This window comes from Rhodococcus sp. 4CII (assembly GCF_014256275.1).
GTDB classification, from domain to species: Bacteria; Actinomycetota; Actinomycetes; order Mycobacteriales; family Mycobacteriaceae; genus Rhodococcus_F; species Rhodococcus_F wratislaviensis_A.
Genome location: NZ_JACCFE010000002.1, coordinates 4,799,688 through 4,822,097, shown reverse-complemented (window position 1 = coordinate 4,822,097; position 22,410 = coordinate 4,799,688). Strand labels below are relative to the sequence as shown.

General features: G+C 68.5%; 22 protein-coding genes. 16 read left to right on the top strand and 6 right to left on the bottom strand.

All coding sequences use genetic code 11. The features are described from left to right. The gene (locus H0B43_RS23025) at positions 1 to 1,278 is read left to right on the top strand and encodes an aromatic acid/H+ symport family MFS transporter (protein WP_185725835.1); all 1,278 of its coding nucleotides are present in this window, start codon (positions 1 to 3) and stop codon (positions 1,276 to 1,278) included. Between the two features lie 91 nt (positions 1,279 to 1,369). Continuing rightward, positions 1,370 to 1,843 (top strand): VOC family protein, encoded by a 474-nt coding sequence (locus H0B43_RS23020; protein WP_185725836.1) that lies wholly within the window; start codon positions 1,370 to 1,372, stop codon positions 1,841 to 1,843. Between the two features lie 9 nt (positions 1,844 to 1,852). Here the strand turns inward: H0B43_RS23020 and aztA are convergent, their stop codons facing one another. Continuing rightward, on the bottom strand, positions 1,853 to 2,488 hold the full coding sequence (gene aztA / locus H0B43_RS23015; protein ID WP_185725837.1) for a zinc ABC transporter ATP-binding protein AztA: 636 nt from the start codon (positions 2,486 to 2,488) through the stop codon (positions 1,853 to 1,855). Positions 2,489 to 2,506: 18 nt separating this feature from the next. On the opposite strand from aztA, the gene aztB reads away from it, so the two are divergent. From aztB to aztD, 4 genes are all read left to right on the top strand, one after another. Continuing rightward, on the top strand, positions 2,507 to 3,361 hold the full coding sequence (gene aztB / locus H0B43_RS23010) for a zinc ABC transporter permease AztB (protein WP_185725838.1): 855 nt from the start codon (positions 2,507 to 2,509) through the stop codon (positions 3,359 to 3,361). 13 nt (positions 3,362 to 3,374) lie between these two features. Further along, on the top strand, positions 3,375 to 4,640 hold the full coding sequence (locus H0B43_RS23005) for an ABC transporter (protein WP_185725839.1): 1,266 nt from the start codon (positions 3,375 to 3,377) through the stop codon (positions 4,638 to 4,640). Positions 4,641 to 4,645: 5 nt separating this feature from the next. Further along, the gene (gene aztC, locus H0B43_RS23000; RefSeq protein WP_185725840.1) at positions 4,646 to 5,557 is read left to right on the top strand and encodes a zinc ABC transporter substrate-binding protein AztC; all 912 of its coding nucleotides are present in this window, start codon (positions 4,646 to 4,648) and stop codon (positions 5,555 to 5,557) included. A 76-nt stretch (positions 5,558 to 5,633) separates the two neighbouring features. Beyond that, a complete protein-coding gene (aztD, locus tag H0B43_RS22995) occupies positions 5,634 to 6,791 on the top strand; it encodes a zinc metallochaperone AztD (RefSeq protein WP_185725841.1) in 1,158 nt (385 codons plus the stop codon). A gap of 9 nt (positions 6,792 to 6,800) precedes the next feature. Here the strand turns inward: aztD and H0B43_RS22990 are convergent, their stop codons facing one another. The 3 genes from H0B43_RS22990 to H0B43_RS22980 are packed head-to-tail and all read right to left on the bottom strand — an operon-like array spanning position 6,801 to position 10,015. Then, a complete protein-coding gene (locus tag H0B43_RS22990) occupies positions 6,801 to 7,217 on the bottom strand; it encodes a carboxymuconolactone decarboxylase family protein (protein WP_185725842.1) in 417 nt (138 codons plus the stop codon). Between the two features lie 42 nt (positions 7,218 to 7,259). Further along, the gene (locus H0B43_RS22985; protein WP_185729828.1) at positions 7,260 to 8,783 is read right to left on the bottom strand and encodes an NAD-dependent epimerase/dehydratase family protein; all 1,524 of its coding nucleotides are present in this window, start codon (positions 8,781 to 8,783) and stop codon (positions 7,260 to 7,262) included. Next, entirely contained in the window at positions 8,783 to 10,015 is a 1,233-nt protein-coding gene (locus H0B43_RS22980; RefSeq protein ID WP_185725843.1) for a pyridoxal phosphate-dependent aminotransferase family protein, read from the bottom strand. The genes H0B43_RS22985 and H0B43_RS22980 overlap by 1 nt, the downstream gene beginning before the upstream one ends. A gap of 170 nt (positions 10,016 to 10,185) precedes the next feature. Between H0B43_RS22980 and H0B43_RS22975 the strand changes: the two genes are divergently transcribed. Both H0B43_RS22975 and H0B43_RS22970 read left to right on the top strand, forming a co-directional pair. After that, positions 10,186 to 11,301, top strand: coding sequence for an acyl-CoA dehydrogenase family protein (locus H0B43_RS22975; protein ID WP_185725844.1), 1,116 nt, complete (start codon positions 10,186 to 10,188; stop codon positions 11,299 to 11,301). A 76-nt stretch (positions 11,302 to 11,377) separates the two neighbouring features. Continuing rightward, on the top strand, positions 11,378 to 11,743 hold the full coding sequence (locus H0B43_RS22970; protein WP_185725845.1) for an MmcQ/YjbR family DNA-binding protein: 366 nt from the start codon (positions 11,378 to 11,380) through the stop codon (positions 11,741 to 11,743). Here the strand turns inward: H0B43_RS22970 and H0B43_RS22965 are convergent. Beyond that, the gene (locus tag H0B43_RS22965; RefSeq protein WP_185725846.1) at positions 11,727 to 13,076 is read right to left on the bottom strand and encodes a TIGR01777 family oxidoreductase; all 1,350 of its coding nucleotides are present in this window, start codon (positions 13,074 to 13,076) and stop codon (positions 11,727 to 11,729) included. The two genes, H0B43_RS22970 and H0B43_RS22965, sit on opposite strands and share 17 nt — an antisense overlap. A 59-nt stretch (positions 13,077 to 13,135) precedes the next feature. Here H0B43_RS22965 and H0B43_RS22960 point away from each other — a divergent pair, with 59 nt between their 5' ends. Next, positions 13,136 to 14,617: an SDR family oxidoreductase gene (locus tag H0B43_RS22960; protein ID WP_185725847.1), complete on the top strand. Its 1,482-nt coding sequence runs from the start codon at positions 13,136 to 13,138 to the stop codon at positions 14,615 to 14,617. On the opposite strand, the gene H0B43_RS22955 is transcribed toward H0B43_RS22960, so the two are convergent. Continuing rightward, the gene (locus H0B43_RS22955) at positions 14,596 to 15,198 is read right to left on the bottom strand and encodes a lipocalin family protein (RefSeq protein WP_185725848.1); all 603 of its coding nucleotides are present in this window, start codon (positions 15,196 to 15,198) and stop codon (positions 14,596 to 14,598) included. The two genes, H0B43_RS22960 and H0B43_RS22955, sit on opposite strands and share 22 nt — an antisense overlap. A 163-nt stretch (positions 15,199 to 15,361) precedes the next feature. Here H0B43_RS22955 and H0B43_RS22950 point away from each other — a divergent pair, with 163 nt between their 5' ends. The 7 genes from H0B43_RS22950 (at position 15,362) to H0B43_RS22920 (ending at position 22,391) form a co-directional block, all read left to right on the top strand. Continuing rightward, positions 15,362 to 16,024 (top strand): fasciclin domain-containing protein, encoded by a 663-nt coding sequence (locus H0B43_RS22950; RefSeq protein ID WP_185725849.1) that lies wholly within the window; start codon positions 15,362 to 15,364, stop codon positions 16,022 to 16,024. Between the two features lie 166 nt (positions 16,025 to 16,190). Continuing rightward, positions 16,191 to 16,838 (top strand): dienelactone hydrolase family protein, encoded by a 648-nt coding sequence (locus H0B43_RS22945; RefSeq protein WP_185725850.1) that lies wholly within the window; start codon positions 16,191 to 16,193, stop codon positions 16,836 to 16,838. Next, positions 16,831 to 18,171 carry an NAD(P)/FAD-dependent oxidoreductase gene (locus H0B43_RS22940; RefSeq protein WP_185725851.1) on the top strand — a complete coding sequence of 447 codons (1,341 nt, stop codon included), beginning with the start codon at positions 16,831 to 16,833 and terminating at the stop codon, positions 18,169 to 18,171. The genes H0B43_RS22945 and H0B43_RS22940 overlap by 8 nt, the downstream gene beginning before the upstream one ends. Further along, positions 18,168 to 18,908: a DUF1365 family protein gene (locus H0B43_RS22935; protein WP_185725852.1), complete on the top strand. Its 741-nt coding sequence runs from the start codon at positions 18,168 to 18,170 to the stop codon at positions 18,906 to 18,908. Before H0B43_RS22940 ends, H0B43_RS22935 begins: the two co-directional genes overlap by 4 nt. Next, positions 18,905 to 20,293 (top strand): class I SAM-dependent methyltransferase, encoded by a 1,389-nt coding sequence (locus H0B43_RS22930; protein ID WP_185725853.1) that lies wholly within the window; start codon positions 18,905 to 18,907, stop codon positions 20,291 to 20,293. Before H0B43_RS22935 ends, H0B43_RS22930 begins: the two co-directional genes overlap by 4 nt. Continuing rightward, positions 20,290 to 21,594, top strand: a complete 1,305-nt coding sequence (locus H0B43_RS22925; protein ID WP_185725854.1) for a class I SAM-dependent methyltransferase — start codon at positions 20,290 to 20,292, stop codon at positions 21,592 to 21,594. The genes H0B43_RS22930 and H0B43_RS22925 overlap by 4 nt, the downstream gene beginning before the upstream one ends. Beyond that, the gene (locus H0B43_RS22920) at positions 21,591 to 22,391 is read left to right on the top strand and encodes a DUF1295 domain-containing protein (RefSeq protein ID WP_185725855.1); all 801 of its coding nucleotides are present in this window, start codon (positions 21,591 to 21,593) and stop codon (positions 22,389 to 22,391) included. The genes H0B43_RS22925 and H0B43_RS22920 overlap by 4 nt, the downstream gene beginning before the upstream one ends. Positions 22,392 to 22,410: the final 19 nt, after the last annotated feature.

The following is a 22,410-nucleotide window of genomic DNA, read 5'->3' as shown; positions in this document are numbered from 1 at the left end:
ATGACCACTTCCCAACGAAGCGCCGCCCGCGCCTCCACCGCCCTCTGGGTCGCGCCCCTCTGCTGGGTGGCCGTGCTGCTCGACGGTTTCGACCTGGTCGTCCTCGGCGCCGTCATTCCCTCGCTCCGCGAGTACAGCGACTGGAATCTGTCTACGGGCGCGATCACGTTCATCTCGACGTTCGGCCTGGTCGGCATGACAATCGGCGCGCTGGTCATCGGCACGCTCACCGACGTCATCGGACGCCGGCGCGCCCTGCTGTACGCGGTGGCCGCGTTCTCGATCCTCACGCTCCTCTGCGCGGCCGCGCCCAACCCGTTCCTCTTCGGGCTATTGCGCTTCCTCGCTGGTGTCGGTCTCGGCGGCGCGCTGCCGACCGCACTTGCCCTGGTCAACGAATTCTCGAAGAAGCAGGGCGGCGGCTCCGCCTCGACACTGCTGATGACCGGATATCACGTGGGTGCCGTTGCGACTGCGGCGCTGGCGATCGTCCTGATCGAACCGTTCGGCTGGCGCTCGATGTTCGTCGTCGGCGCCCTGCCCGCGGTGGTGCTGATTCCGCTGATGCTGCGCTACCTCCCCGAGTCGCCCTCGTACCTGCTGGCACACGGCAAGCGCTCCGAGGCCGAGGCCCTCGCGAAGCAGTACGACCTGGAACTGGAACCCGCGCCCACCGAAGACGCAAAGGTCGCGAGCGCGGCCAACCCGGTGCGTGCCCTCTTCTCGCGCCCGTTCCTGCGCAACAGCATCGCCATCTGGGTCACCTCGTTCATGGGACTTCTGCTCGTCTACGGCCTCAACACGTGGCTGCCGACGATCATGCGGGAGGCGGGCTACGACCTCGGCGCGTCGCTGACGTTCCTGCTGATCCTCAATGCCGGCGCGGTGGTCGGACTGCTGATCGCGGGCGGCGTCGCCAACAAGATCGGTCCGCGCACGGCGGCCATCATCTGGTTCGCGGGCGCTGCGGTGTTCCTCGCCCTGCTCAGCGTCAAGGTGTCGTTCGGCATTTACGCCCTGGTGTTCCTCGCCGGTTGCTTCGTGTTCAGCGCACAGGTTCTCGTCTACGCGTTCACGAGCGCCAACCACCCGCCGCAGATCCGTGCGACCGCCCTCGGCTGGTCGGCCGGGGTGGGCCGGGTCGGCGCGATCTGCGGACCCATCCTCGGCGGCGTCCTGCTGGGCGCCGGCTACGCGGTCCCGTGGGGATTCTATGCATTCGCCCTAGTCGGGCTGTTCGGAGCGATCGCCATCTCGTCCACCCGGACGGTGCACTGAACTCCTGACAGCGGTTCGATGAATTTCGGGCGCAGGTGTGGTCTATATCGGCGACGATGAATCGACGAGGACCTGTGAGAGGAACCGCGCCATGAAACCCATCACCCCCTGCCTCTGGTTCGACACCGAAGGCGAAGAGGCTGCCAAGTTCTACACGTCCCTGTTCCCGAACTCGCGGATCACCGAGGTCACCCACTACGGTCCGGACACTCCCGGCCCGGAGGGGAAGGTGCTGACGGTGTCCTTCGAGATCAACGGACAGCCGTTCACCGCGCTCAACGGCGGTCCGCAGTTCACGTTCGACGAGGCCATCTCCTTCGAGATCCGGTGTGCGGATCAGGAAGAAGTGGACAGGTACTGGGACGCCTTCACCGACGGCGGCGAGGAAAGCCAATGCGGTTGGGTCAAGGACCGTTTCGGAGTGTCCTGGCAGGTGGTCCCGGAGCGGCTGTTCGAACTCCTGTCCGACCCGGACACGGAGAAGGCGCAGCGCGCCATGCAGGCGATGCTGAAGATGCGCAAACTCGACGTCGCCGAACTCGAGAAGGCGGCCGCGCAGGCGTGACGCCTGCCATCATCGTCGAAGTGGGCTGAGCACCACCCCCGACGACAGGGTCAGCACCTGGTCGGCGCGGGCGGCATCGGCGGTGTCGTGCGTCGCCACGACGACGATCGCACCCCGCGCGGCCTCTTCGTCGACGGCGGCGCCGATCACGGCGCGGGCCTCCGCGTCGAGACCGGTGGTCGGCTCGTCGAGGAGCAGCAGGTCGCCGCGTTGCACGAGCGCCTGCGCGAGCAGCGCGCGCTGACGCTGCCCACCCGACAGTGCGCCGATCCGCCGGCTGCCGAGGTCGGCGAGACCGAGTCGGGTCAACGCGCCGTCGACGGCATCGCGGTCGCCGGGAGTGAGCCGCCGCCACACTCCGCGTCGGTGCCACGCTCCCATGGCCGCCACCTCCCGCACGGTCAGCGGTAGCTGATCGCTCACCGCATTGCGTTGCGGCACATACGCCGTGGACAATCGGCTCGTGCCGTCGATCAGTCCCGACGTCGGACGCACGATGCCGGCGAGGCACTGCAGGAGCGTCGACTTCCCCGAACCGTTGTGACCCACGACGGCCGTGACGGTGCCCGGCGCGAGACGCACACTCACACCGTCCAACGCCGGGGTCGAGCCATACCGGACCGCGATTTCGCTTACGACAATCATTATCGTTAGATTAGCAGGGTGCAGTGGTTACTCGATCCCCTGATGGTGTCCTTCGTCCGGCGCGCGCTGTTCGCGGGCATGCTGGTGTCCGTGCTCTGCGGACTCGTGGGCACCTGGGTCGTGTTGCGCGGCATGGCCTTCATGAGCGAGGCCATCTCACACGGCATGCTCCCCGGAGTGGCCGTCGCCTATCTCGCGGGCGCGAATCTCCTCGTCGGCGCGGCCGCGAGTGCGGTCGTCATGATCCTCGGCGTCGCCTGGGTATCGAAGCACTCGCGACTGTCCGAGGACACCGGAATCGGCCTGCTGTTCGTCGGCATGCTCACAGTCGGTGTCGTGATCGTCTCGCGCGCACGGTCGTTCGCGGTAGATCTCACCGCCTTCCTGTTCGGTGACGTCCTGTCGGCGACCCGGGGCGACCTGATCTGGCTCGCGGCCGCGGCCGCCGTCGCCGGGATCCTCTCGGTGCTCGCGTACCGCCCGTTCGTCGCCCTCGTATTCGACGAACGCAAGGCCCACACTTTGGGACTGCGGCCTCGGTGGGCCCACCTCGCCCTGCTCGCACTGGTGGTCCTCGCGGTGGTCGCGTCGTTTCGCATCGTCGGCACCCTGCTCGTGTTCGGACTCCTCGTCGCGCCGTCCGCCACCGCCGCGCTGTTCGGCAAGTCGATCGGCGCCACTATGGCCGTCGCCGTGCTCCTCGGCTGGTCCGCCACTTTCGCGGGGCTGATCGTGTCGTGGAATGCCGACACCGCCGCGGGCGCGACGATCGCCGGACTCGCCGTGCTCCAGTTCTTCGCCGCGGCCCTGGCCCGCTCGGCGTCGCGACGCCTGCGACCTGCCGTTCTGCCCACTCCCGTACCCGTTCGATAGATGGAGAACGCGAATGCCGAACACGACCCCCACCCGCGCAGCGATAGCCGCGGTCGCCGTACTGACCCTCGGCGCCTGCGCGGCCCCCGACGAGGAGGCCGCCTCCCCCGGTGGCCGGAGCCAACCGGGTAGCGATCTCGCCGCCGAGGCGGGATCGACGGAGGTCGAGGGTCCCGAACCCCGACTCGTCGTATCCGACGCCGACTCGGGCCGCGTGGACGTGCTCGACCTCGCGACCGCGGAGACGCTCCATTCGTTCGAGTTCGACAACCCGGCGCGCATCACGACGGTGAAGGACCGCTACGCGTTCGCGGTGGACGGTGCCGGCGGCGCCGTGCATGTGGTGGACGGCGGATCCTGGACCATCGACCACGGTGACCACACCCACTCGTACACCAAGCCGCCGGTCGAACTCGGCGCCGTCGAGGGCGGCGGGCCGTCACACGTGATCGAGGGCGACGACGCGGTGGCGACGTTCTTCGACGGCGACGGCGCCGCCCGCGTCATCGACTTTGCCGCGCTCCGCAAGGACAGCATCGACGTCGGAACCGTCGTGGAGACGGACGGCCCGCATCACGGCGTCGCCCTGCCGATCGCCGACGGTGTCGTGGTGTCGCGTGCGGCCGCGTACGGAACCGATTCCCGCCCCGCCGGATTCGAGTTCAATCCCGGGAACGGGGAGGTCCCGCGGCGGTTCGACACCGCCTGCCCGAACACGCACGGCGCGGCGGTGACCGACACTGACGTGCTGGCCGCCTGCGACGACGGACTGTTCCTCGCGACCACGACCGCAGGCGCCTGGACGTCGGAGAAGATTCCGTACCCGGCGGGCATCGACGCCGCCACCCGCCCCACGTCGGTCCGCGGGCAGGACGGACTGCCGATCCACGTCGCCGCGGCGGGACCGGCCGCCACCAACGACGGGGTGTTGATCTTCGATTCCCGCACCCGGGGGTGGACACACGTCCGAACCGCGGATCGGGTGGTGGATGTCGCATTGCCGGGCGACGGCCGCTCCGTGTTCGCGGTCCTCGCGGACGGCACCTTCCGCATGTACGACACGACGTCCGGCGCGGAAACCGCCTCGTCGCGCGTGCTGGCCGCCCCCTACGACGCGACTGTGACTCCGCCGGTCGTCGTCGTCGGCGGCACCCGCGCGTACGTCTCGGATCCCGCGTCGAAGACGGTGGCCGAGATCGACTTCCGGGACGACGCGCGGGTGGCGCGCACACTCGACGTCGGCGTCGCCGCGTCCACCCTCGGCGTGGTCGGGCTGTGATCCGGATGCGGCGCCTGCTGGCGCCGGCCCTGCTCACCGCGCTCGCGTCGCTGTCCGTGACTGCGTGCGCCCCGGGTGCCGCCGACGGGCCGGTCGTGGTGGTGACCACGAACATTCTCGGCGACGTGGTGCAGAACGTCGTCGGCGATCAGGCCGACGTGATGGTGCTGATGCCGAGAGGCGCCGATCCGCACTCGTACGAGATCTCGGCGTCGGATGCCGCGCGGGTGGAACGCGCCGACCTCCTCGTCTCCAACGGTCTCGGCCTCGAGGGAGGAATCGGCAGAACCGTGGACGCCGCGCACTCCGAGGGAATCCCGATCCTGCAGGTCGGCGACGCCGTGCGACCGATCGAGTATCGCTCCGGACAGTTCTCGGGCACCCCGGATCCGCATGTCTGGACCGACCCGGACCGCATGCGCGAGGCCGTCGCCGTGATCCGCGACGCGGTGCTCGATCACATGCCGGAGATCGAAGAGAGCAGCGTCCGCGCGAACTCCGAGAACTACGCCCGGCAACTCGACGAACTCACCGCCCGGATGACCGAGCGGCTCGCGGCCGTCCCCGCCGACCGGCGAAAACTGGTGACCAACCATCACGTCTTCGGTTACCTGGCAGAGCGTTTCGGGTTCGAGACGGTCGGGGCGGTGGTTCCCAGCGGGACCACCCTGGCGTCGCCCAGCGCGTCCGACCTCTCGGGTCTCGCCGCGACGATCACCGCGGCGAGAGTACCCGCGATCTTCGTCGATTCGTCGCAGCCCGATCGGCTCGCGCAGGTGCTGGCCTCGGAGGCACGGGTTCCCGTCGCCGTCGTCTCGTTGTTCACGGAATCACTGGGTGAACACGGCTCGGGCGCAGGAACATACATCGAGATGATGGATTCGAATTCGCTCGCGATCGAACAGGCGCTGCGGTAGCCGACACATCGCCACATGCACACCTACGACTTTGACAATCGTTTGCAATAACGGGTACTTCTCATGGGTGACCCTTATGCGTAGACCACACTTCCCCGCCTCCGTTGCTGCCGCGGCAGTCTCGGCGGCGCTCCTCACGTCCTGCTCCACCGACTCCGGCGCCGCCGAGGCGACGACCACCGACTCGGCCACGCCGCGGCTGGCAGTGAGCTACGACGGCGGCGTGCTGATTCTCGACGCGGCGAGCCTCGACGTGGTCGGTTCGGCCGAGGTGGACGGCTTCGCCCGGCTCAACCCCGCCGGCGACGACCGGCACGTGCTGGTCAGCACCGGCAACAGCTTCACCGCGCTCGACACCGCCGAACCCGCCCTCACGGACGTCTCGTTCGAGGCGAAGACACCGGGGCACGTCGTCCGGCACGACGGAAAGACCGTCCTGTTCGACGACGGGACCGGACTGGTGCGCGTGTTCGACCCGGCCGGACTGTCCGACGGCACGCCCGCCACCACCGAGTTCACCACGCCGGAAGCGCATCACGGCGTGGCCGTCGAATTGTCCGACGGCAGCCTGCTCACCACCGTCGGCAACGAGGACGAGCGCACCGGCATCGTCGTCCTCGACCGCGACCGCACGGAGATCGCGCGCAACGAGGACTGCCCCGGTGTGCACGGCGAGGCCGTCGCCGCCGACGAGACGGTGGTCGTGGGATGCCAGAACGGCCTGCTGATCTACCGGGACGGCGTCATCACGAAGGTGACGAGTCCCGACCCCTACGGGCGCATCGGCAATCAGGCCGGCGACGAGGACTCACCGATCATGCTCGGCGACTACAAGACCGAACCTGACGCCGAACTCGAACGCCCCGAACGGGTTTCCCTCACCGACACCGTCACGGGACAGCTCGCCCTTGTCGACCTCGGCACCAGTTACACGTTCCGGTCGCTCGGACGCGGTCCGCACGGTGAGGCACTCGTCCTCGGTACCGACGGCGCCCTGCACGTGATCGACCCGGGCACCAAGGCCGTGACCCGGACCGTCGACGTCATCGACGTGTGGACCGAGCCGGACAAGTGGCAGTCGCCGCGGCCGGCCCTGTACGTGCAGGACCACACCGCCTACGTGACCGATCCCGCGAACAGGAAGATCCACACGATCGACCTCGACACCTGGGCTGTGTCCGGGCAGACCGATCTGCCGGAAACCCCCAACGAGATCACCGGCGTCACGGGCTGATTCGGGGATCTACTCCTGCGACGTCAGCGGTCCCAGTTCCGCGTCGAGCGCCTCCTGCACCACCGCCATCGCCGACAATCCGGCGGGGGCACCGCAGTAGGCGCTCGCGTGGATCACCGCTTCGACGATCTCGGTGCGGGTCAGCCCGTTTCGCAGCGCGCCCCGCACATGCCCCTTCAATTCGCCGTGCGCGCGCAGCGCAATGAGCATGCCGAGGTTGAGGAGGCTGCGGCTGCGGCGGTCCAGCCCCGGCCGATTCCACACGGCACCCCAGACGTGCTCGCTGACGAACTCCTGCAACTGCTCGCTGTCGGTCCCCGCCGTCCGGTCGAGCGCACGTTCGACGAAGTCGGGCCCCATCACGTCCCGCCGCACCGCCAGACCCGCCTCGACGGCCGCACTCCGCCCGGGTTCTTCACTGGTCATCGTTCGCTCCTGTTCGCTGCCTACGACATCTCGGCGACAACTCTACGAGGCGCCCCGATCGGCGCGTGTGAGCGCGACAACGCCGCGGGCGGATTGCGCGTGCCGAAGATGTTCGAGTCCACCCTCGTACCGCAGCCGGCGCGGAAGCAACCCGTCCGCCGGGTTGACCGGCACGTGGGTCCGCGAACGGGCGACCCACGACCACCGGCGTCCCGGCCGCGACCGGCGTTCGGTGGCGTCGCCCACCCTGGCCACGTGCGGAGTGGAACCGAACCGGATCCGCGCATATCCGACGGCAACCGCGAGCGCATCCTTCACCCCCGCCGTGGTCGCGTAACCACGCTTCCCCGTGCTCAACCCGTGCCCGGGCAGATCCACGACGACGACGTCGACCCCGCTCTCCGCCAATTCCACCGCGAGGGGCGTGAGGTATCGCGCATGGAGTCCGGGCGGCGCGGGCAGGACCACGCTTGCCCCGCCACCCGACCGCGCCGTGTGGACCTCGGCGTGCACGGTTCCAGTCGCCGCGGGAATCTGGACGTGCTCGAGCCCGCGGCCGTCGACCCCGACGAATTCGGATGCCGGCTCCAGCGCCGCCTCGCAGGCGATCCGGCGTTCGAGCGCGTCCTCCCCGCGCACCAACGCCTTTCTCTGCAGCAGGATCATGACGGCCGCCGATTCCCGGGCCGTCAGCGTCGGTGCCCATCCCGTGGCTTTCGTGAGTCGCGTGGAATCGACGACGGTCTCACCCGCGGTCACCCACTGACCGGAGAACGCGGTGAGCCCGAGCCGGAACGCGATGTTCGCCGCCACGACCGCCGGCCGTTCGGGCACGTCGAACATCCGCTGCCCCTGCATGGCGGCGAGTTCGCGCACGCCCACCCAATCCCTCGGTCCGAGGTTGAAGGGCCCCACGAGATCCTGCTTCACGGCGCGGTGGAACGCGTCGGCCATGTCGCGCTGGTGCAGGAACTGATACGCGGCCTCGTCGGCCCGCGGAAACGCACCGACCGGGCCGGTGAGCTGGTCGATACCGTCATTGGAGAAGTCCTGGCCGATGATGTAGGTGGGGCGCAGCATCGAGATCGCCATCTCGCCCGGATGCCTGCGCAGCCACCACTCGGCGTAGTGCTCGACCTCGGCCTTGTCGTGGAAGTAGTACCGGTCGGGATCGCCTGCGGGATAGACGTCCTCGTCCACCGGCTTCGACCGCAACTCCGGACCGTACGCGTTGATGCTCGACGCGATCACGACGCGTACCGCGCCGGCGCGGTACGCGGCGTCGATCACGTTGCGGGAACCCCGCAGATTGATGTCGTGGGTTGCGGTCTTGTCGCGGATCTCCTCCACGACGAACGCCAGGTGGACGACGGCCTCGCAGCCGCGGAACACGTCCTCGATGCCCGGGTCGCGGACGTCCATCCGGACGGATTCCAGTTTCGGGTGTTCGAGCGGGAGTGGTCGCCTGCTGAGCCCGATCACCGTGTCGATATCCGGATCAGCCAGCAGGACAGGAAGAATCGCGGCGCCGAAGTCGCTGGTCGCCCCGGTGACGGCCACCTTCATCACGCCGCGGCCTCCGTCACGGTCTCGGAGATCACTTCCACCGCCCGCCGCAACTGGGCGTCGGTGTGGGTGGCCATGACGCACAGCCGGAGCATCGCACCCGACCGGGGGACGGCGGGATACAATGCCGCACTGGTGAACACACCCTTGTCGAACAGGGCGCGCCATAGAATCATCGCCTCGAGGTCGTCCCCGACGTGGACCGACACGATGGGCGTCACCGTCTCACCCCCGCCTGGCAGCGGCGACAACGCACCCACGTCGAGACCGTTTCCCTCGAGCCCGGACCGCAGGACCGCGGCGTTGTCCAGTGCGCGCCACGCCCGCTGCTCACCCTCCGCGCTGCGGATCAGCCGCACCGCCGCGAGCGCCGCCCCCACCGCGGCCGGCACTCCGGACGTCGTGAACAGGAAGGCCCGGGCATTGACTCGCAGCGAATCGAGAAGATTCCGGGACCCCGCGATGAATCCCCCTGTGGAGCTGGGACTCTTGGACAGCGATGCCATGCGGATGTCGGTGTCGCCGTCGATCCCGAGCAGTTCTGCGGCACCGGTCCGGTGCGCACCGAAGATGCCGAGACTGTGCGCCTCGTCCACCATCAAGGCCGCACCGTGACGGTCGCACAACGCGGAGATCGCATCCAGCGGGGCGAGGTCGCCCTCCATCGAATACAACCCGTCCACGACGACCAGCACCGCGCCGTCACCGTCCGCCTTGTCGTCGAGGATGCTCTCCAGGTCGGCGACGTCGTTGTGCCGGAACTTGCGGACCGTGGCACCGGAGAGTGCGCACCCGTCGCGGATCGAGGCGTGCGCGGCGGCGTCGACGACGATGACGTCACCGACGCCGGCGACCGCGCTGATCGTGCCGAGATTCGTTTGATAACCGGTGGTGAATACCATGGCATCCTCGGTGCCGTGCCATTCGGCGATCTCCGATTCGAGTTCGAGGTGCAGGTCCATGGTGCCGTTCAGCAACCGGCTTCCGGTGATGGCACCGCCGAACGTGTCGAGTGCGTCCTGCGCTCCCTGCCGGATGGCGGGGTGATCTGCCAGCCCGAGATAGTTGTTGGAACCGAGCATGATCCGGTCCGCGCCCTCCACCTGGACGACCGGCGCGGTCACGGACTCCATCACGCGGAAGTACGGACTCACGTCCGACTCGCGGACCGCCCGGAGTAGATTTACCCGGTCGTCGCCACCCAGCCTCTGGATCAGCTTGTTCAAGGCCATCGATACCAACTCCTCGCGGTGTGCATGATCGGGATTTGTCAGTTGATTCGGAGCGGCGCCGGATCCGGTTTGGTGCCCGTCACCGACCAAACCGGATCGGTCATCGCTCCGAATGCCCCTTTGGATATCCCTGGAATCCGGAATTTCCGCGAAACAATTCGAGGAGTGTCATGACCGCATTGATGGCCCGTGAACACGCAGCGCTGAAGTCTTTTCTGCCCGATCTCGCCGCCTATCTGGACGAGATACCACTGCTCACGCTGGAGGGCAGAGACAGCGGGGCCATTCGCCGGTTCCGGGACGCAGGCGGTACCGCACTGACCATCCCGAAGGAGTCCGGCGGGCTCGGGGCCACCGCCTTGGAGGCCGTGCGGGTGCAACGGGCGATCGGGAGCAGGTCGCCCTCGCTGGGCGCGGCCACCACCATGCACCATCTGTCGCTCGCCACCCTCAACGAATTCGCGCAGGAGGCCACTGACGAAGACCGCGCGCTCATCAAGAGCCTGGTCGAACAACGCGCCATCGTCGCCTCCGGATTCTCCGAGGGCGTCACCGGAGGCAGCGTGTTCATCCCCACGATGACCGCCACGAAGAAGGGCTCGAGCTACATCGTCAACGGCAGCAAGAAGCCGTGCAGCCTGTCGAGTTCGATGGACCTGCTCACCGCCAGCGTCGAGGTCGACACCGGGGAGCGGGCGATCGCGCTGATCCCCGCGGGCACCCCCGGGATCTCGGTGCGACCGTTCTGGGAGAGCTGGATCCTCGCCGGAGCCGAGAGCGACGAGGTACACCTCGAAGACGTCGAGGTGCCCGCCGACCTCGTCCTCCTCAACGGGGCCGACGACCCCGACGGACAGCATGAGATGACCGGGTACCTGTGGTTCGGCATGCTGGTCACCGCCAACTACCTGGGTGCGGCGAGCGCGCTGCTCGAACGTCTGCTCGCGGCGGGCAAGGACGACTACGAGGGTTACGTCCGCGCCGCCGCCGACGTGGAGAACGCGATGGCCGCGATCGAGAACATCGCCCGCGCCGTCGACGAAGGCGAACGCGGACAGGACATCTCGGTGCGACTGCTGCTCTCGCGCATCGCGATACGAGAGGCACTCGTCCGCGCGTCCGCCGCGGCCGTCGAGTCGCTCGGCGGGATCGCGTTCATCAAGTCCTCCGACATCGGCTACCTCGCCGCCGCCGTCCACGCCTTCGCCTTCCACCCGCCGTCGCGGCGTTCGGTGTCCGAATCGCTCGCCAAGTTCCACGCCGGAGACGAATTCGCCTTCGTCTGACGCGCCCGCGGTCCAGGCTGTCGGTGGTCGGAGCTATACATGTTCCGTACCACCGACCGCCGGCCCAGGAGCTGTCATGCCCACCGAACACGACGTTCGCGCGATGATGCTGGCATTGCCGGAGGCCCACGAGGTCGTCGTCGCCAACTGGGGCGATCAGCCCACGTTCCGTGTCCGCAAGAAGATGTTCGGTCTCGTCGGGTACGGCGCCCCCACCGCCTGCCTCAAGGCGACGAAGGAAACGCAGGCGGCACTGTTGCAGGAGGATCCCGAGATCTTCCTGGTCGCGCCGTTCTTCGGACGGTGGGGCTGGATCGACGTCGTCCTCGACCGCGTCGACGCCGAAGAACTCGCCGAACTCGTCGAAGAGGCCTGGCGCCTCACCGCCCCGAAACGCGTCGTCGCGGCGTACGACGCGGGCTCCGCTACCCCCCGTCCGTGAACCGGCCGAGCTGGTGGCGCAGCGCCGTGTCGAGGTCGGGACGCCGGAACCGGTGACCACGCGCGAGGAGCTTGCCGGGGGTCACGCGCTGGTCGGCCAGGGCGAGTTCGCGCGCGCCCTGTTCGCCGAGCAGCAGCTTCGGACCGAAGTCGGGCACCGGAAGAAACGCCGGGCGGTGCAGCACCCTCGCGAGGACGGCGGTGTACTCCTCGTTGCGCACCGGGTTCGGCGCCACCGCGTTCACCGGGCCGCTCAATTCCGAGTCGACGACGGCACGGTGGTACACGTCGATCAGATCGTCGATGTCGATCCACGACAGCCACTGTGTTCCCGCACCGAGCCGCCCGCCGAGCCCGACCTCGAACAGCGGCCGCTGCAGGCGCAGCACCCCGCCGCTCGTGGACTGGACGATCCCGGTGCGGACGTGGATCACTCGCAGGCCCGCGTCGGTTGCCGGCGTCGCTGCGTCCTCCCAGTCCGCCACCACGTCGGCGAGGAACCCGTCGCCGCGCTCGTCCTGCTCGCGGAGCACCTCGTCGCCGCGGTCGGGGCCGTAGTAGCCGATCGCCGACGCACTGACGAAGATTTTCGGTCCCGTGCCGGACTTCGCGGCCACCTCCGCAAGCCGCCGGGTGGGGTGTATGCGACTGTCCCTGATCGCGCGGCGGTGCCCGTCGGTGAAGCGGCCCGCGATGGACGCCCCCGCGAGGTGGATCACCGCATCGACCCCGTCGAGCAGGTCGGCGGCCGGCGCATCCGGGTTCCAGCGACGCTCGTCCGGTGTGGCGGGGGCGCGGCGCACGAGCCGGATCACCCGATGCCCGCCCGTGCTCAGGAACGCGGTGAGGGCGGAGCCTACGAGTCCCGAGCTTCCCGTGACCGCGATCGTCAGAGGGTCCGGCCGGACCGTGGCCGCCCAGTGGTGCCGGGCGATGTCGTCGGCGAGTTGGCGGTGCCGGTAGACGAACGTCGAGCGGAGGAAGTGGCCGGGCACGACGGTGTCGACGCGGTCGGTGACCCGGGTCCGGTCCTCCGACACGACGTCGAACGTGTGCGTGTGCCGCCACGGCACCAGCAGTCGCAGCGGCAGGGCGGCCGAATAGTCGACGAACCGGTGCGGGGGGTCGTATTCCTTCGCGTCGTGCTGCGCGACCCACGTCAGGCCGCCGGGCATCCGTAGCTCCGCACGGCCCGATTCCAGAGATTCGGATTCCTTCGCGAGCGACAGTGGCTGCCAGGGCGGTGACAGCCGGGTGAACGCCCCGGCCCTCGCGTGCCAGGCGAACAACTCGTCCCGCGAGGCCTCGACCACGCTCGAATACACGATGCCCATGACCCGACCTTAGCCCCGATAGCGGGCGAGGCGATCACAACGACGAGTAGCGTGTGGGAATGACGCAGTTACGTGTACTGGTCACCGGCGCCACCGGATACATCGGCGGACGCCTCGCTCCCCGGCTCGCCGCAGCCGGCCACCGGGTGCGGGTGCTGGTGCGTTCACCCGAAAAACTGACCGACGTGCCGTGGGCGTCGAACGTCGAGATCGCGCGCGGCGATCTGAGCGATCCCCAATCCCTTTCTGCTGCTTTCGCGGACGTGGATGTCGTGTACTACCTCGTGCATTCGATGGGAGGTTCGGACGAATTCGAGAATGCCGAACGCATCAGCGCGGAGAACGTGGCCGAGGCGGCGCGCACGGCCGGTGTCGGCCGCATCGTCTATCTCGGCGGCCTGCATCCCGAGTCGGCGGACCTCTCACCGCACCTCCGCTCCCGCACCCAGGTGGGACAGATTCTCATCGACTCCGGTGTTCCCACAATGGTTCTGCAGGCCGGCGTCGTCATCGGTTCCGGTTCGGCCTCGTTCGAGATGATCCGCCACCTCACCAACCGGCTCCCCGTGATGACCACTCCACGCTGGGTGAACAACAAGATCCAGCCGATCGCGGTGCGCGACGTGCTGCACTACCTCGTCGCCGCGGCCGAGGCGCCCCTGCCGCGCAGTCGCACCTTCGACATCGGCGGTCCCGACGTCATCCGCTACGGCGAGATGATGCAGACGTACGCCGAGGTCGCCGGACTGCGTCAGCGCCGCATCCTCGTCCTCCCGGTGCTGACCCCGAAACTCGCCGGACTGTGGATCGGACTGGTCACCCCGATCCCCCGTTCACTCGGGCGGGCACTGATCGAATCGCTCCACAACGACGCCGTCGCCGCCGAACACGACATCGACGACGTGATCCCGCCGCCGAGGGAGGGCCTGACCTCGTACCGCGACGCGGTGCGATTGGCGTTGCGGCGCATCGACAACGGCGAGGTCGAAACGACCTGGGCCAGCGCGTCACCGGTGGGCGCCCCGTCCGACCCACTCCCCTCCGACCCCGATTGGGCCGGCGAGGTGGTCTACACCGACGAACGCACGAAGGATTGCGAAGCGGACGCCGACACACTGTGGAGCGTCGTCGAGAGCATCGGCGGCGAGAACGGCTGGTACTCGTTCCCGCTCGCCTGGTCCGTGCGCGGCTGGCTCGACCGCGTGGTCGGCGGCGTCGGGCTCACCCGCGGACGCCGGAACCCGAAACAGCTCAACACCGGTGACCCCCTGGACTTCTGGCGGGTCGAACGCATCGAACGGGGAACGCTGCTCCGGCTGCGCGCCGAGATGCGGGCACCGGGCGGGGCGTGGCTCGAATGGCGCGTCCACCGCGTGGACCCCGACCGGTCCCGGCTCTATCAGCGCGCCATCTTCTTCCCGAAAGGCCTGGCCGGACGGTTGTATTGGTACTCCATCCTCCCCTTTCACGGCATCATATTCAAAGGCATGATGGAGAACATCACCGGCTCCGCGGCCCGTCAGACCGTGCAGAGCGGCTGAATTCCCTCTCGTCCTCCGGTGGCCGGAGACGTCAGCAGCAGGCACGAGTTGTATCCGCGAGACTCCACCACCTGCCGAATCTGCGTCCACCCCGCCTCGTCCACCGCCGGCGTGCGGGAAAGGACGAACCCCGACACCCGGGCCGGATCGCCGACGAGCGCCCACGAGTAGTCGTCGGCGATGTAGGTGACCACGTAATTGGTGGGTCCGTCCGCGGAACTCTGGAACGGCACGTCCGGGAAACTCACGTGGAGTTGCGCGTTGGTGACCGGATCGTTGACCCGAGCATTTCCGGTGATGCCGTTGGCTCCGCCCGTCCAGGTGGTGCACGAATTGGCGACGCTGACGTTCGACGGGTCGACGAGTCCGTACGCCGCCTTCGTGTCCCGCGCGCAGTCCAGATTGAAAGGCTGTGGCACAGCGGCCAACTGATACCACGTCCCGAGGTATCGCGGGACATCGAGGGACGGAACCGGTGCGAGCGCACCGGGCTGAGCCTGTGCCGGGCTCGCCGCCAGTACCGCGGCCGCAACGACAGTCAACAGTCCGGCGGCGAATCCACGTGCCTTCGAGAGGGTCATCTCGGGTCCTTTCACGGTTGTGCCCTTTCAGGGCATTCGACGCCACTTCCGGATCGGATGGGTCGATCCAAGAAGAACTTTTCGACCCATCCGCCACGGAGACCGCTCCGAATGCCTGCCGATGGTGCTCATCCGCACCCACACCGGAGAGAGGCAATATTCCATGAACATCACCACACGAGTTCTGGCAGTCGCAGCGAGCACGTCCCTGGTCCTGCTGGGCGCAGCGTGTTCGTCGGACGACAGCGACTCGTCGAGCAGCAGCAGCTCGGCGGCCATGACGTCCGAGTCGATGTCGTCCGGTTCGATGTCCTCGTCCGCGATGGCCGATCCCGCCGCCAACCTGGTGGGCCCCGGTTGCGCCGAGTACGCGAAGACGGTGCCGGACGGCGCCGGTTCCGTCAGCGGCATGGCGCAGGACCCGGTCGCGACGGCCGCGTCCAACAACCCGCTGCTCACCACCCTCACCGCCGCCGTGTCCGGTCAGCTCAACCCACAGGTCAACCTCGTCGACACGCTGAACAGCGGACAGTTCACGGTCTTCGCACCGGTGGACGCCGCGTTCGCGAAGGTCGATCCGGCCACCATCGAGACCCTCGAGACCGATCCGGCCCTGCTCACCAAGGTCCTGACGTACCACGTCGTCCCCGGCCAGATCGCGCCGAGTGACATCGCCGGCCAGCACCCGACCGTCGAGGGCGGCACGGTCACCGTCACCGGTTCGGGCGACGACCTGAAGGTCAACGACGCCGGCGTCATCTGCGGCGGCGTCCAGACCGCCAACGCCACGGTATACCTCGTCGACTCCGTCCTGATGCCGCAGTAGGCACACTCCGTTCACAGTTCTCCCCCGCCCGGCGGCATCGGTCCATCCGAAGCCGCCGGGCCGCCCCGATGTGAGTGGGAATGCGTGGTCCGGCACGGCTTTCCCACTCGCGTGCGGGTGCCGGCGGTGCTCCCATCCGACACAAGTTCAGCTCCGAATAATTGATATGGAGAAAGGCTCAGCCCCCGCCCCTGCGTACGTGCTCGTGCTGCCCGGCGGAAAACCTCGCAGCACGGAGCCCTCACGGTTCTGGCACCTGTCGAATCTGCGGATGGCCTGGATGGTCCGGTCTCTGCGGTGCACGCTCGGGCGGCACGGGATAGCCGTGGACCGGTTGCAGTACCGGGTCCGGGGATGGAACGCGCCCGAGAACAGTCCCGTTCACGACGCCCGGATCGCCCTCGAGCGGGCCCGGCTCCGGTTCGGGGACGTCCCCGTTGCCGTCGTCGGACATTCGATGGGCGGCCGCGTCGCCGCGCACCTCGCCGCCCTCGACAACGTCCGGGCGGTCGCCGCGCTCGCACCCTGGTGGCCCGATTCGGACGGCGACCTGGTGCCCGCCGACCGCAGCCTGATGGTCGCGCATGGCACCGCCGACCGGTGGACGGATCCGACGTCGTCCCGGCTCCAGACCGAACGGGCACTGGCCCGCGGAGTGAACGCCTCGTGGACCCCCCTCTCCGGGGCCGGCCACTTCATGCTCACCCGGCCCAGGTGGTGGCATCGGATCACCGCCGATTTCGTACTCGACGCCTTCGCCGCCGAGGGCGTCATCCCCGTATCGACAGACCAGAAAGCAGGTCGCAATGCCTGATCCGGAGAAGCTCGAACGCAGGAACGTCGCCGTGATCGGCAGCGGCGTCGCAGGTTTGACCGCCGCCTACGTTCTGTCCCGCCACGACCGAGTCACGCTCTACGAGGCCGACACCCGTCTCGGCGGCCACGCCCACACCCACCACCTGACGCTCGACTCGGGCGCGGAGGTCGACGTCGACACGGGCTTCATCGTGCACAACGACCGCACCTATCCCACCCTGCTGCGCCTGTTCGCCGAACTCGACGTGGCCACCCAGGATTCGGACATGTCGATGTCGATCCGATCCGACGTGAACGGACTCGAGTACGCGGGCGCGAAGGGAATTCGAGGGCTGTTCCCGACGGCGCGCACCCTGGCCCGGCCGCGCTACTGGCGCATGCTCGGCGAGGTCATCCGATTCCACCGCTGCGCCCGCGCAGTCCTCGACACCCCCGCCGGCGACGTCGGCACACTGGAATCGCTGGGCGAGTTCCTGAGCCGCAACGGTTTCAGCGCGTACTTCGTCGAGAACTTCATGACGCCGTTGGTCGCGGCGGTGTGGTCGTGCGATCCCACGACCGCCGCCCACTACCCGGCCCGTTACCTGTTCACCTTCCTCGATCACCACGGGATGCTCACCGTGTTCGGATCCCCCACCTGGCGCACGATCAGCGGCGGCTCGGCCCGCTACGTCGAGAAAGTGGCGGCGCACCTCGACGAGATCCTCCTCGGAACCCCTGTCCAGCAAGTGGAACGCACCCCCGACGGCGGCGCATGCGTCGTCGACGGCCGCGGCGACGTCCGGTACTTCGACGCCGTGGTGGTGGCCGTGCACCCCCGCCAGGCGCTCGCGATGCTCGTCGACGCGTCGGAACTCGAGGCGGAGGTCCTCGGGGCCATGCCGTATTCGGTGAACCACGCCCAACTCCACACCGACGACTCGCTGCTGCCCCGCGCGGAGAACGCCCGCGCGTCCTGGAACTACCTGACTCCCGCCGACAGCACCGACGCGTCGGGTGTGATCGTCACCTACGACATGACCCGGCTCATGCGCCTGGACACGGTGCGCGACCGGCGGTTCCTCGTCACTCTCGGCGGGAAGCACCTGGTCGACCCGTCGACGGTTCTCGCCGAGATGACGTACGAACACCCCGTCTACACACCCGATTCCGTTACCGCACAGAAACAGTTGGGTGAACTCGGTTCCGAGACGTTCGCGTTCGCGGGCGCATACCACGGCTGGGGCTTTCACGAGGACGGGGCGCTCTCGGGGCTGCGCGCCGCCGAGCGGATCGGCAGGTCGTGGGACGCACGGGCCGGACGACGGCACGAGCGGGAGACGGTGTCGTGACCGCGCCGGCGATCTACTCGACGCGGATCCGGCACGCGCGCACCGAGCCGGTCCGCAACACGTTCGAGTACTCGAGCTACAGCTGGTACGTAGACGTCGACGACCTGCCCCGTCTCCCCCGATGGCTGCGGCCGTTCGCCCGCTTCCGCGCCGAGGACCACTTCGAGGCCAACCTCGCCACGGGCGACGACACGCTGCGCACCCGGGTGGATGCATTCCTCGCCGCCCGCGGCGTCGACCTCCGCGGCGGACGGGTGACGTCCCTCCTCAACGCGCGGGTGCTCGGCTACGTGTTCAATCCGCTCAGCGTGTACTGGTGCCACGGCACCGACGGCAACCTGCGGTGTGTCATCGCCGAGGTGCACAACACGTACGGTCAGCGGCACGCGTACCTGATCCGGCCCGACGGCAGCGACCGGGCCGAGGTGGACAAGCAGTTCTACGTCTCCCCGTTCAACGACGTCGGCGGCCGCTACGACATGCGATTCCCCGAACCCGGCGACACGCTGTCCCTGAACGTGGTGCTGCACCGGGACGGGCACGCCCCGTTCACCGCGACGGTCCGAGGGAAGCGACAGCCGGCCACTCGCCGCACGGTCCTGAGGACTCAACTTCGCACTCCCCTGGCACCTCTCGTGGTGTCGGCTCGAATCCGCATCCAGGGAATCACGTTGTGGGCCCGCGGACTCCCCGTCATGGCTCGGCCCGACGGCCGTCAGAAGGAGACAGTTCAGTGAGAAGGAACAAGGACACCGACATGGACCGTTCGCCTGCTGTGAGCACCGCCGATCTCGCCGTCACCGACGAGGACCCCCGGATCGACAACCGGATCTGGCCCGGGCTGGCCGACGTCCCGACCGGCCCGCGCGCCGCGGTGTCGGCGAAGGTCGCCGACCGACTGTTCCGCCGCGCGGCCGCCGACCTCGACGTCCGCATCGAGTATCCCGACGGCACCCTGGTGGGTGCACACCGGGATCAGGAGATACTGCCGCGCATGATCATCCGCAATCCCGACGCGTTCGCCCGGCGGGTCGGGACGGGCGGGCTCATCGGGTTCGGCGAGTCGTACATGGCCGGCGACTGGACGTCGCCGGATCTGGCCGCGGTGCTGAGCGTGTTCGCCTCGCGGATGGCGACTCTGATCCCCCGGCCGCTGCAGCGGTTGCGGGCACTGTACGTGGCGAAACACCCGGCACAGGAACGGAACACCGAGAAGAACACCCGCTCCAACATCTCCCGGCACTACGACCTGTCCAACGAGATGTTCGAGACGTTCCTCGACGAGACGCTGACGTACTCGAGCGCAGTGTTCTCCTCGACACCGACCCGCGTGGGGCAGGTTCGGGACGTGACGGTCCTGCGGGCACCCGTCCCGCAGGTCACCCCGACCTGGTCGGACTTCGCGGAGGCGCAGCACCGCAAGATCGATCGGCTGCTCGACGAGGCCGGCGTCCGGGCGGGCACCAGGCTGCTCGAGGTCGGGACCGGATGGGGCGAACTGTGCATCCGGGCGGCGGAACGCGGCGCCGTGGTCCGCTCGGTGACGTTGTCGAGCGAACAGCAGAGCCTGGCCCGGCGGCGGGTCGCGGAGGCCGGGCACTCGGACTCCGTGCAGATCGATCTGCTCGACTACCGCAACGTGGACGGCGAGTACGACGCGATCGTCTCGGTCGAGATGATCGAAGCCGTCGGGCACCAGTACTGGGCCACCTACTTCCGGGTGCTCGACACGCTCCTCGCACCGGGCGGAAAGATTGCGCTGCAGGCGATCACCATGCCGCACGATCGGATGCTGCAGACCCGCAACACCTACACCTGGGTGCACAAGTACATCTTCCCGGGCGGATTCCTGCCGTCGACCGAGGCCATCGAGTCGATCACCGCCGAGCACACGTCGCTGCGGGTGCGGGAGCGGCTGAGCATGGGGCAGCACTACGCGGAGACGCTCCGGCTGTGGAAGGAGCGGTTCGCCGCGCACAGTACGCAGGCGGAGGCACTCGGATTCGACGAGACGTTCCGTCGCATGTGGCACTTCTACCTCTGCTACTCGGAGGCCGGCTTCCGGTCGGGGTACATCGACGTCCAACAGCTCGTCCTCGACAAGTCGGGAGCCCGACCGTGACCGTTGCCGCCGAACTCGACAAGGCGTTGCGTCCGCTCGTCCGCGGCGAACTGCCGGTGCATCTGACCGCATGGGACGGCAGCACCGCCGGACCGTCGACGGCGCCCCGGGTGGTGCTCCGAAGTCCCGACGCGCTGCGCCGATTGCTGTGGAGCCCGGGTGAACTCGGGGCCGCGCAGGCCTACGTGACGGGTGAGATCGACGTCGAGGGCGACCTCGGCGAGGCCCTGGCACACGTATGGGCGGTGGCGCGCGAACGCGGACTCACCGGAGTCCGGCCGAGCCCCGCGATGATCGCGAAGGTGCTGCGGGTCGCCGCGAAGCTGGGCGTGGTGGGCGGGCCGCTGCCCGCACCCGCCACGCAGGCGAACATCCGCGGCCGGTTGCACAGCCTGCTGCGTGACCGCGCCGCGATCAGCCATCACTACGATCTCTCCAACGATTTCTACGCGCTGGTCCTGGACCCGCAGATGGCCTACTCGTGCGCGTATTTCACCCGGAATGCGCCGGGGGCGCCGGAGGATTCGGACTACGGACTCGAGGACGCCCAGCGGGACAAGCTCGACCTGGTGTGCCGCAAGATCGGACTCGAACCCGGCTTGCGACTGCTCGACGTCGGCTGCGGCTGGGGATCGCTGAGTCTGCACGCGGCAGCCGAATACGGCGCACATGTCGTCGGCGTCACCATCTCCCGTGAGCAGAAGGCGTTCATCGACGCGCGGATCGCCGAGCGCGGGTTGCAGGACCGCGTCGAGATCCGTCTGCAGGATTACCGTGAGGTCCCCGACGGCCCGTTCGACGCCGTCGCCTCCCTCGAAATGGGTGAGCACGTGGGCGAGAAGAACTACGCCCGGTACGCGCAGGCCCTCTACGACAACGCGAAGCCCGGTGCGCGGGTGCTGATTCAGCAGATGTCGCGCACCGGACGCCATCCCGGCGGCGGCCCGTTCATCGAGTCGTTCATCGCTCCCGACATGACCATGCGTCCCGTCGGCGAGAGCGTCGCGTACCTCGAACGAGCCGGGCTCGAGGTACGCGACGTGCATGGGCTTCGCGAACACTACGTCTGGACCGTCGACGCGTGGCGGGAGAAGTTCGAGTCCCGCTGGGACGACGTGGTCGCGATGGTCGGGCTGGAGACGGCCCGGGTGTGGCGGCTGTACCTCGTCGGCGGCGGAATGAGTTTCGCGCAGGGCCGCATGGGAGTCGATCAGATCCTGTCCGTGAAGCCCACTGCGGCGGGACAGTCCCTGATGCCCGCCGTTCGGGTCGGCTCCGCACGATCCGGCGTGCCCCGATGAACGGCTTCGACTGGTCGCACTTCGGCGCCGTCACCGCGGCGAGCGTTCTGGTGCTGGCCGTCGTCCAGGCCGCGACGTTCCTCGTCGGCCGGCGGATCGGTCGCTACAACGTCGTCGACGTCACCTGGGGTCTCGGCTTCGTCCTGGTGGCGCTCGTCGCCGCCCTGATCGGCGACGGCGACGCTTTCCGCCGCTGGCTGATGGTTTTGCTGGTCGCGGTGTGGGGCCTGCGGCTGACCTGGCACATGTACGCCAAATCCGCCGGGAAGGGCGAAGACCCGCGCTACGAGGAGATGCTGGAGAGAGCCGGCGGGAACTCGCCCGGGGTCGTGATCCGGAAGATCTTCCTCACGCAGGGGCTCGCGCAGTGGTTCGTCTCGCTGCCGCTGCAGGTGTCTGCCGTCCTCGGTCCCGCATCCGGTTTCGCCATGGTCGTCGCGGTGCTCGGTGTCGTCCTGTGGGTGGTGGGTGTGGTGTTCGAGGCCGTCGGCGACCACCAGCTGAAGCAGTTCAAGGCGGACCCTGCCAACAAGGGCGAGATCATGGACGTCGGCCTGTGGGCGTGGACGCGGCACCCGAACTATTTCGGTGATTCCTGCGTGTGGTGGGGGTTGTGGCTGATCTCCGCGAGCGTGTGGCCCGGGCCCGTCACCGTGCTCTCTCCCATTGTCATGACCTACTTCCTGGTGTTCGCGACCGGGGCGAGGCTGCTCGAGAAGTCGATGTCGCAGCGTCCCGGCTACCCCGACTACCAGCAGCGAACCAGTTACTTCCTGCCCTTGCCGCCGAAGCGGTGAGCGCCGTGCCGGCGTCGCT

Coding starts and splice junctions, on each gene's coding strand:
- H0B43_RS23020 (WP_185725836.1), top strand. CDS start 1,370: ATGAAACCCATCACCCCCTGCCTCTGGTTCGACACCGAAGGCGAAGAG.
- H0B43_RS22960 (WP_185725847.1), top strand. CDS start 13,136: ATGACGCAGTTACGTGTACTGGTCACCGGCGCCACCGGATACATCGGC.
- H0B43_RS22940 (WP_185725851.1), top strand. CDS start 16,831: ATGCCTGATCCGGAGAAGCTCGAACGCAGGAACGTCGCCGTGATCGGC.
- H0B43_RS22970 (WP_185725845.1), top strand. CDS start 11,378: ATGCCCACCGAACACGACGTTCGCGCGATGATGCTGGCATTGCCGGAG.
- aztC (WP_185725840.1), top strand. CDS start 4,646: ATGCGGCGCCTGCTGGCGCCGGCCCTGCTCACCGCGCTCGCGTCGCTG.
- H0B43_RS23025 (WP_185725835.1), top strand. CDS start 1: ATGACCACTTCCCAACGAAGCGCCGCCCGCGCCTCCACCGCCCTCTGG.
- H0B43_RS22945 (WP_185725850.1), top strand. CDS start 16,191: ATGGAGAAAGGCTCAGCCCCCGCCCCTGCGTACGTGCTCGTGCTGCCC.
- H0B43_RS22965 (WP_185725846.1), bottom strand. CDS start 13,076: ATGGGCATCGTGTATTCGAGCGTGGTCGAGGCCTCGCGGGACGAGTTG.
- H0B43_RS22975 (WP_185725844.1), top strand. CDS start 10,186: ATGACCGCATTGATGGCCCGTGAACACGCAGCGCTGAAGTCTTTTCTG.
- aztD (WP_185725841.1), top strand. CDS start 5,634: ATGCGTAGACCACACTTCCCCGCCTCCGTTGCTGCCGCGGCAGTCTCG.
- H0B43_RS22920 (WP_185725855.1), top strand. CDS start 21,591: ATGAACGGCTTCGACTGGTCGCACTTCGGCGCCGTCACCGCGGCGAGC.
- H0B43_RS23005 (WP_185725839.1), top strand. CDS start 3,375: ATGCCGAACACGACCCCCACCCGCGCAGCGATAGCCGCGGTCGCCGTA.
- H0B43_RS22950 (WP_185725849.1), top strand. CDS start 15,362: ATGAACATCACCACACGAGTTCTGGCAGTCGCAGCGAGCACGTCCCTG.
- H0B43_RS22990 (WP_185725842.1), bottom strand. CDS start 7,217: ATGACCAGTGAAGAACCCGGGCGGAGTGCGGCCGTCGAGGCGGGTCTG.
- aztA (WP_185725837.1), bottom strand. CDS start 2,488: ATGATTGTCGTAAGCGAAATCGCGGTCCGGTATGGCTCGACCCCGGCG.
- H0B43_RS22980 (WP_185725843.1), bottom strand. CDS start 10,015: ATGGCCTTGAACAAGCTGATCCAGAGGCTGGGTGGCGACGACCGGGTA.
- H0B43_RS22955 (WP_185725848.1), bottom strand. CDS start 15,198: ATGACCCTCTCGAAGGCACGTGGATTCGCCGCCGGACTGTTGACTGTC.
- H0B43_RS22985 (WP_185729828.1), bottom strand. CDS start 8,783: ATGAAGGTGGCCGTCACCGGGGCGACCAGCGACTTCGGCGCCGCGATT.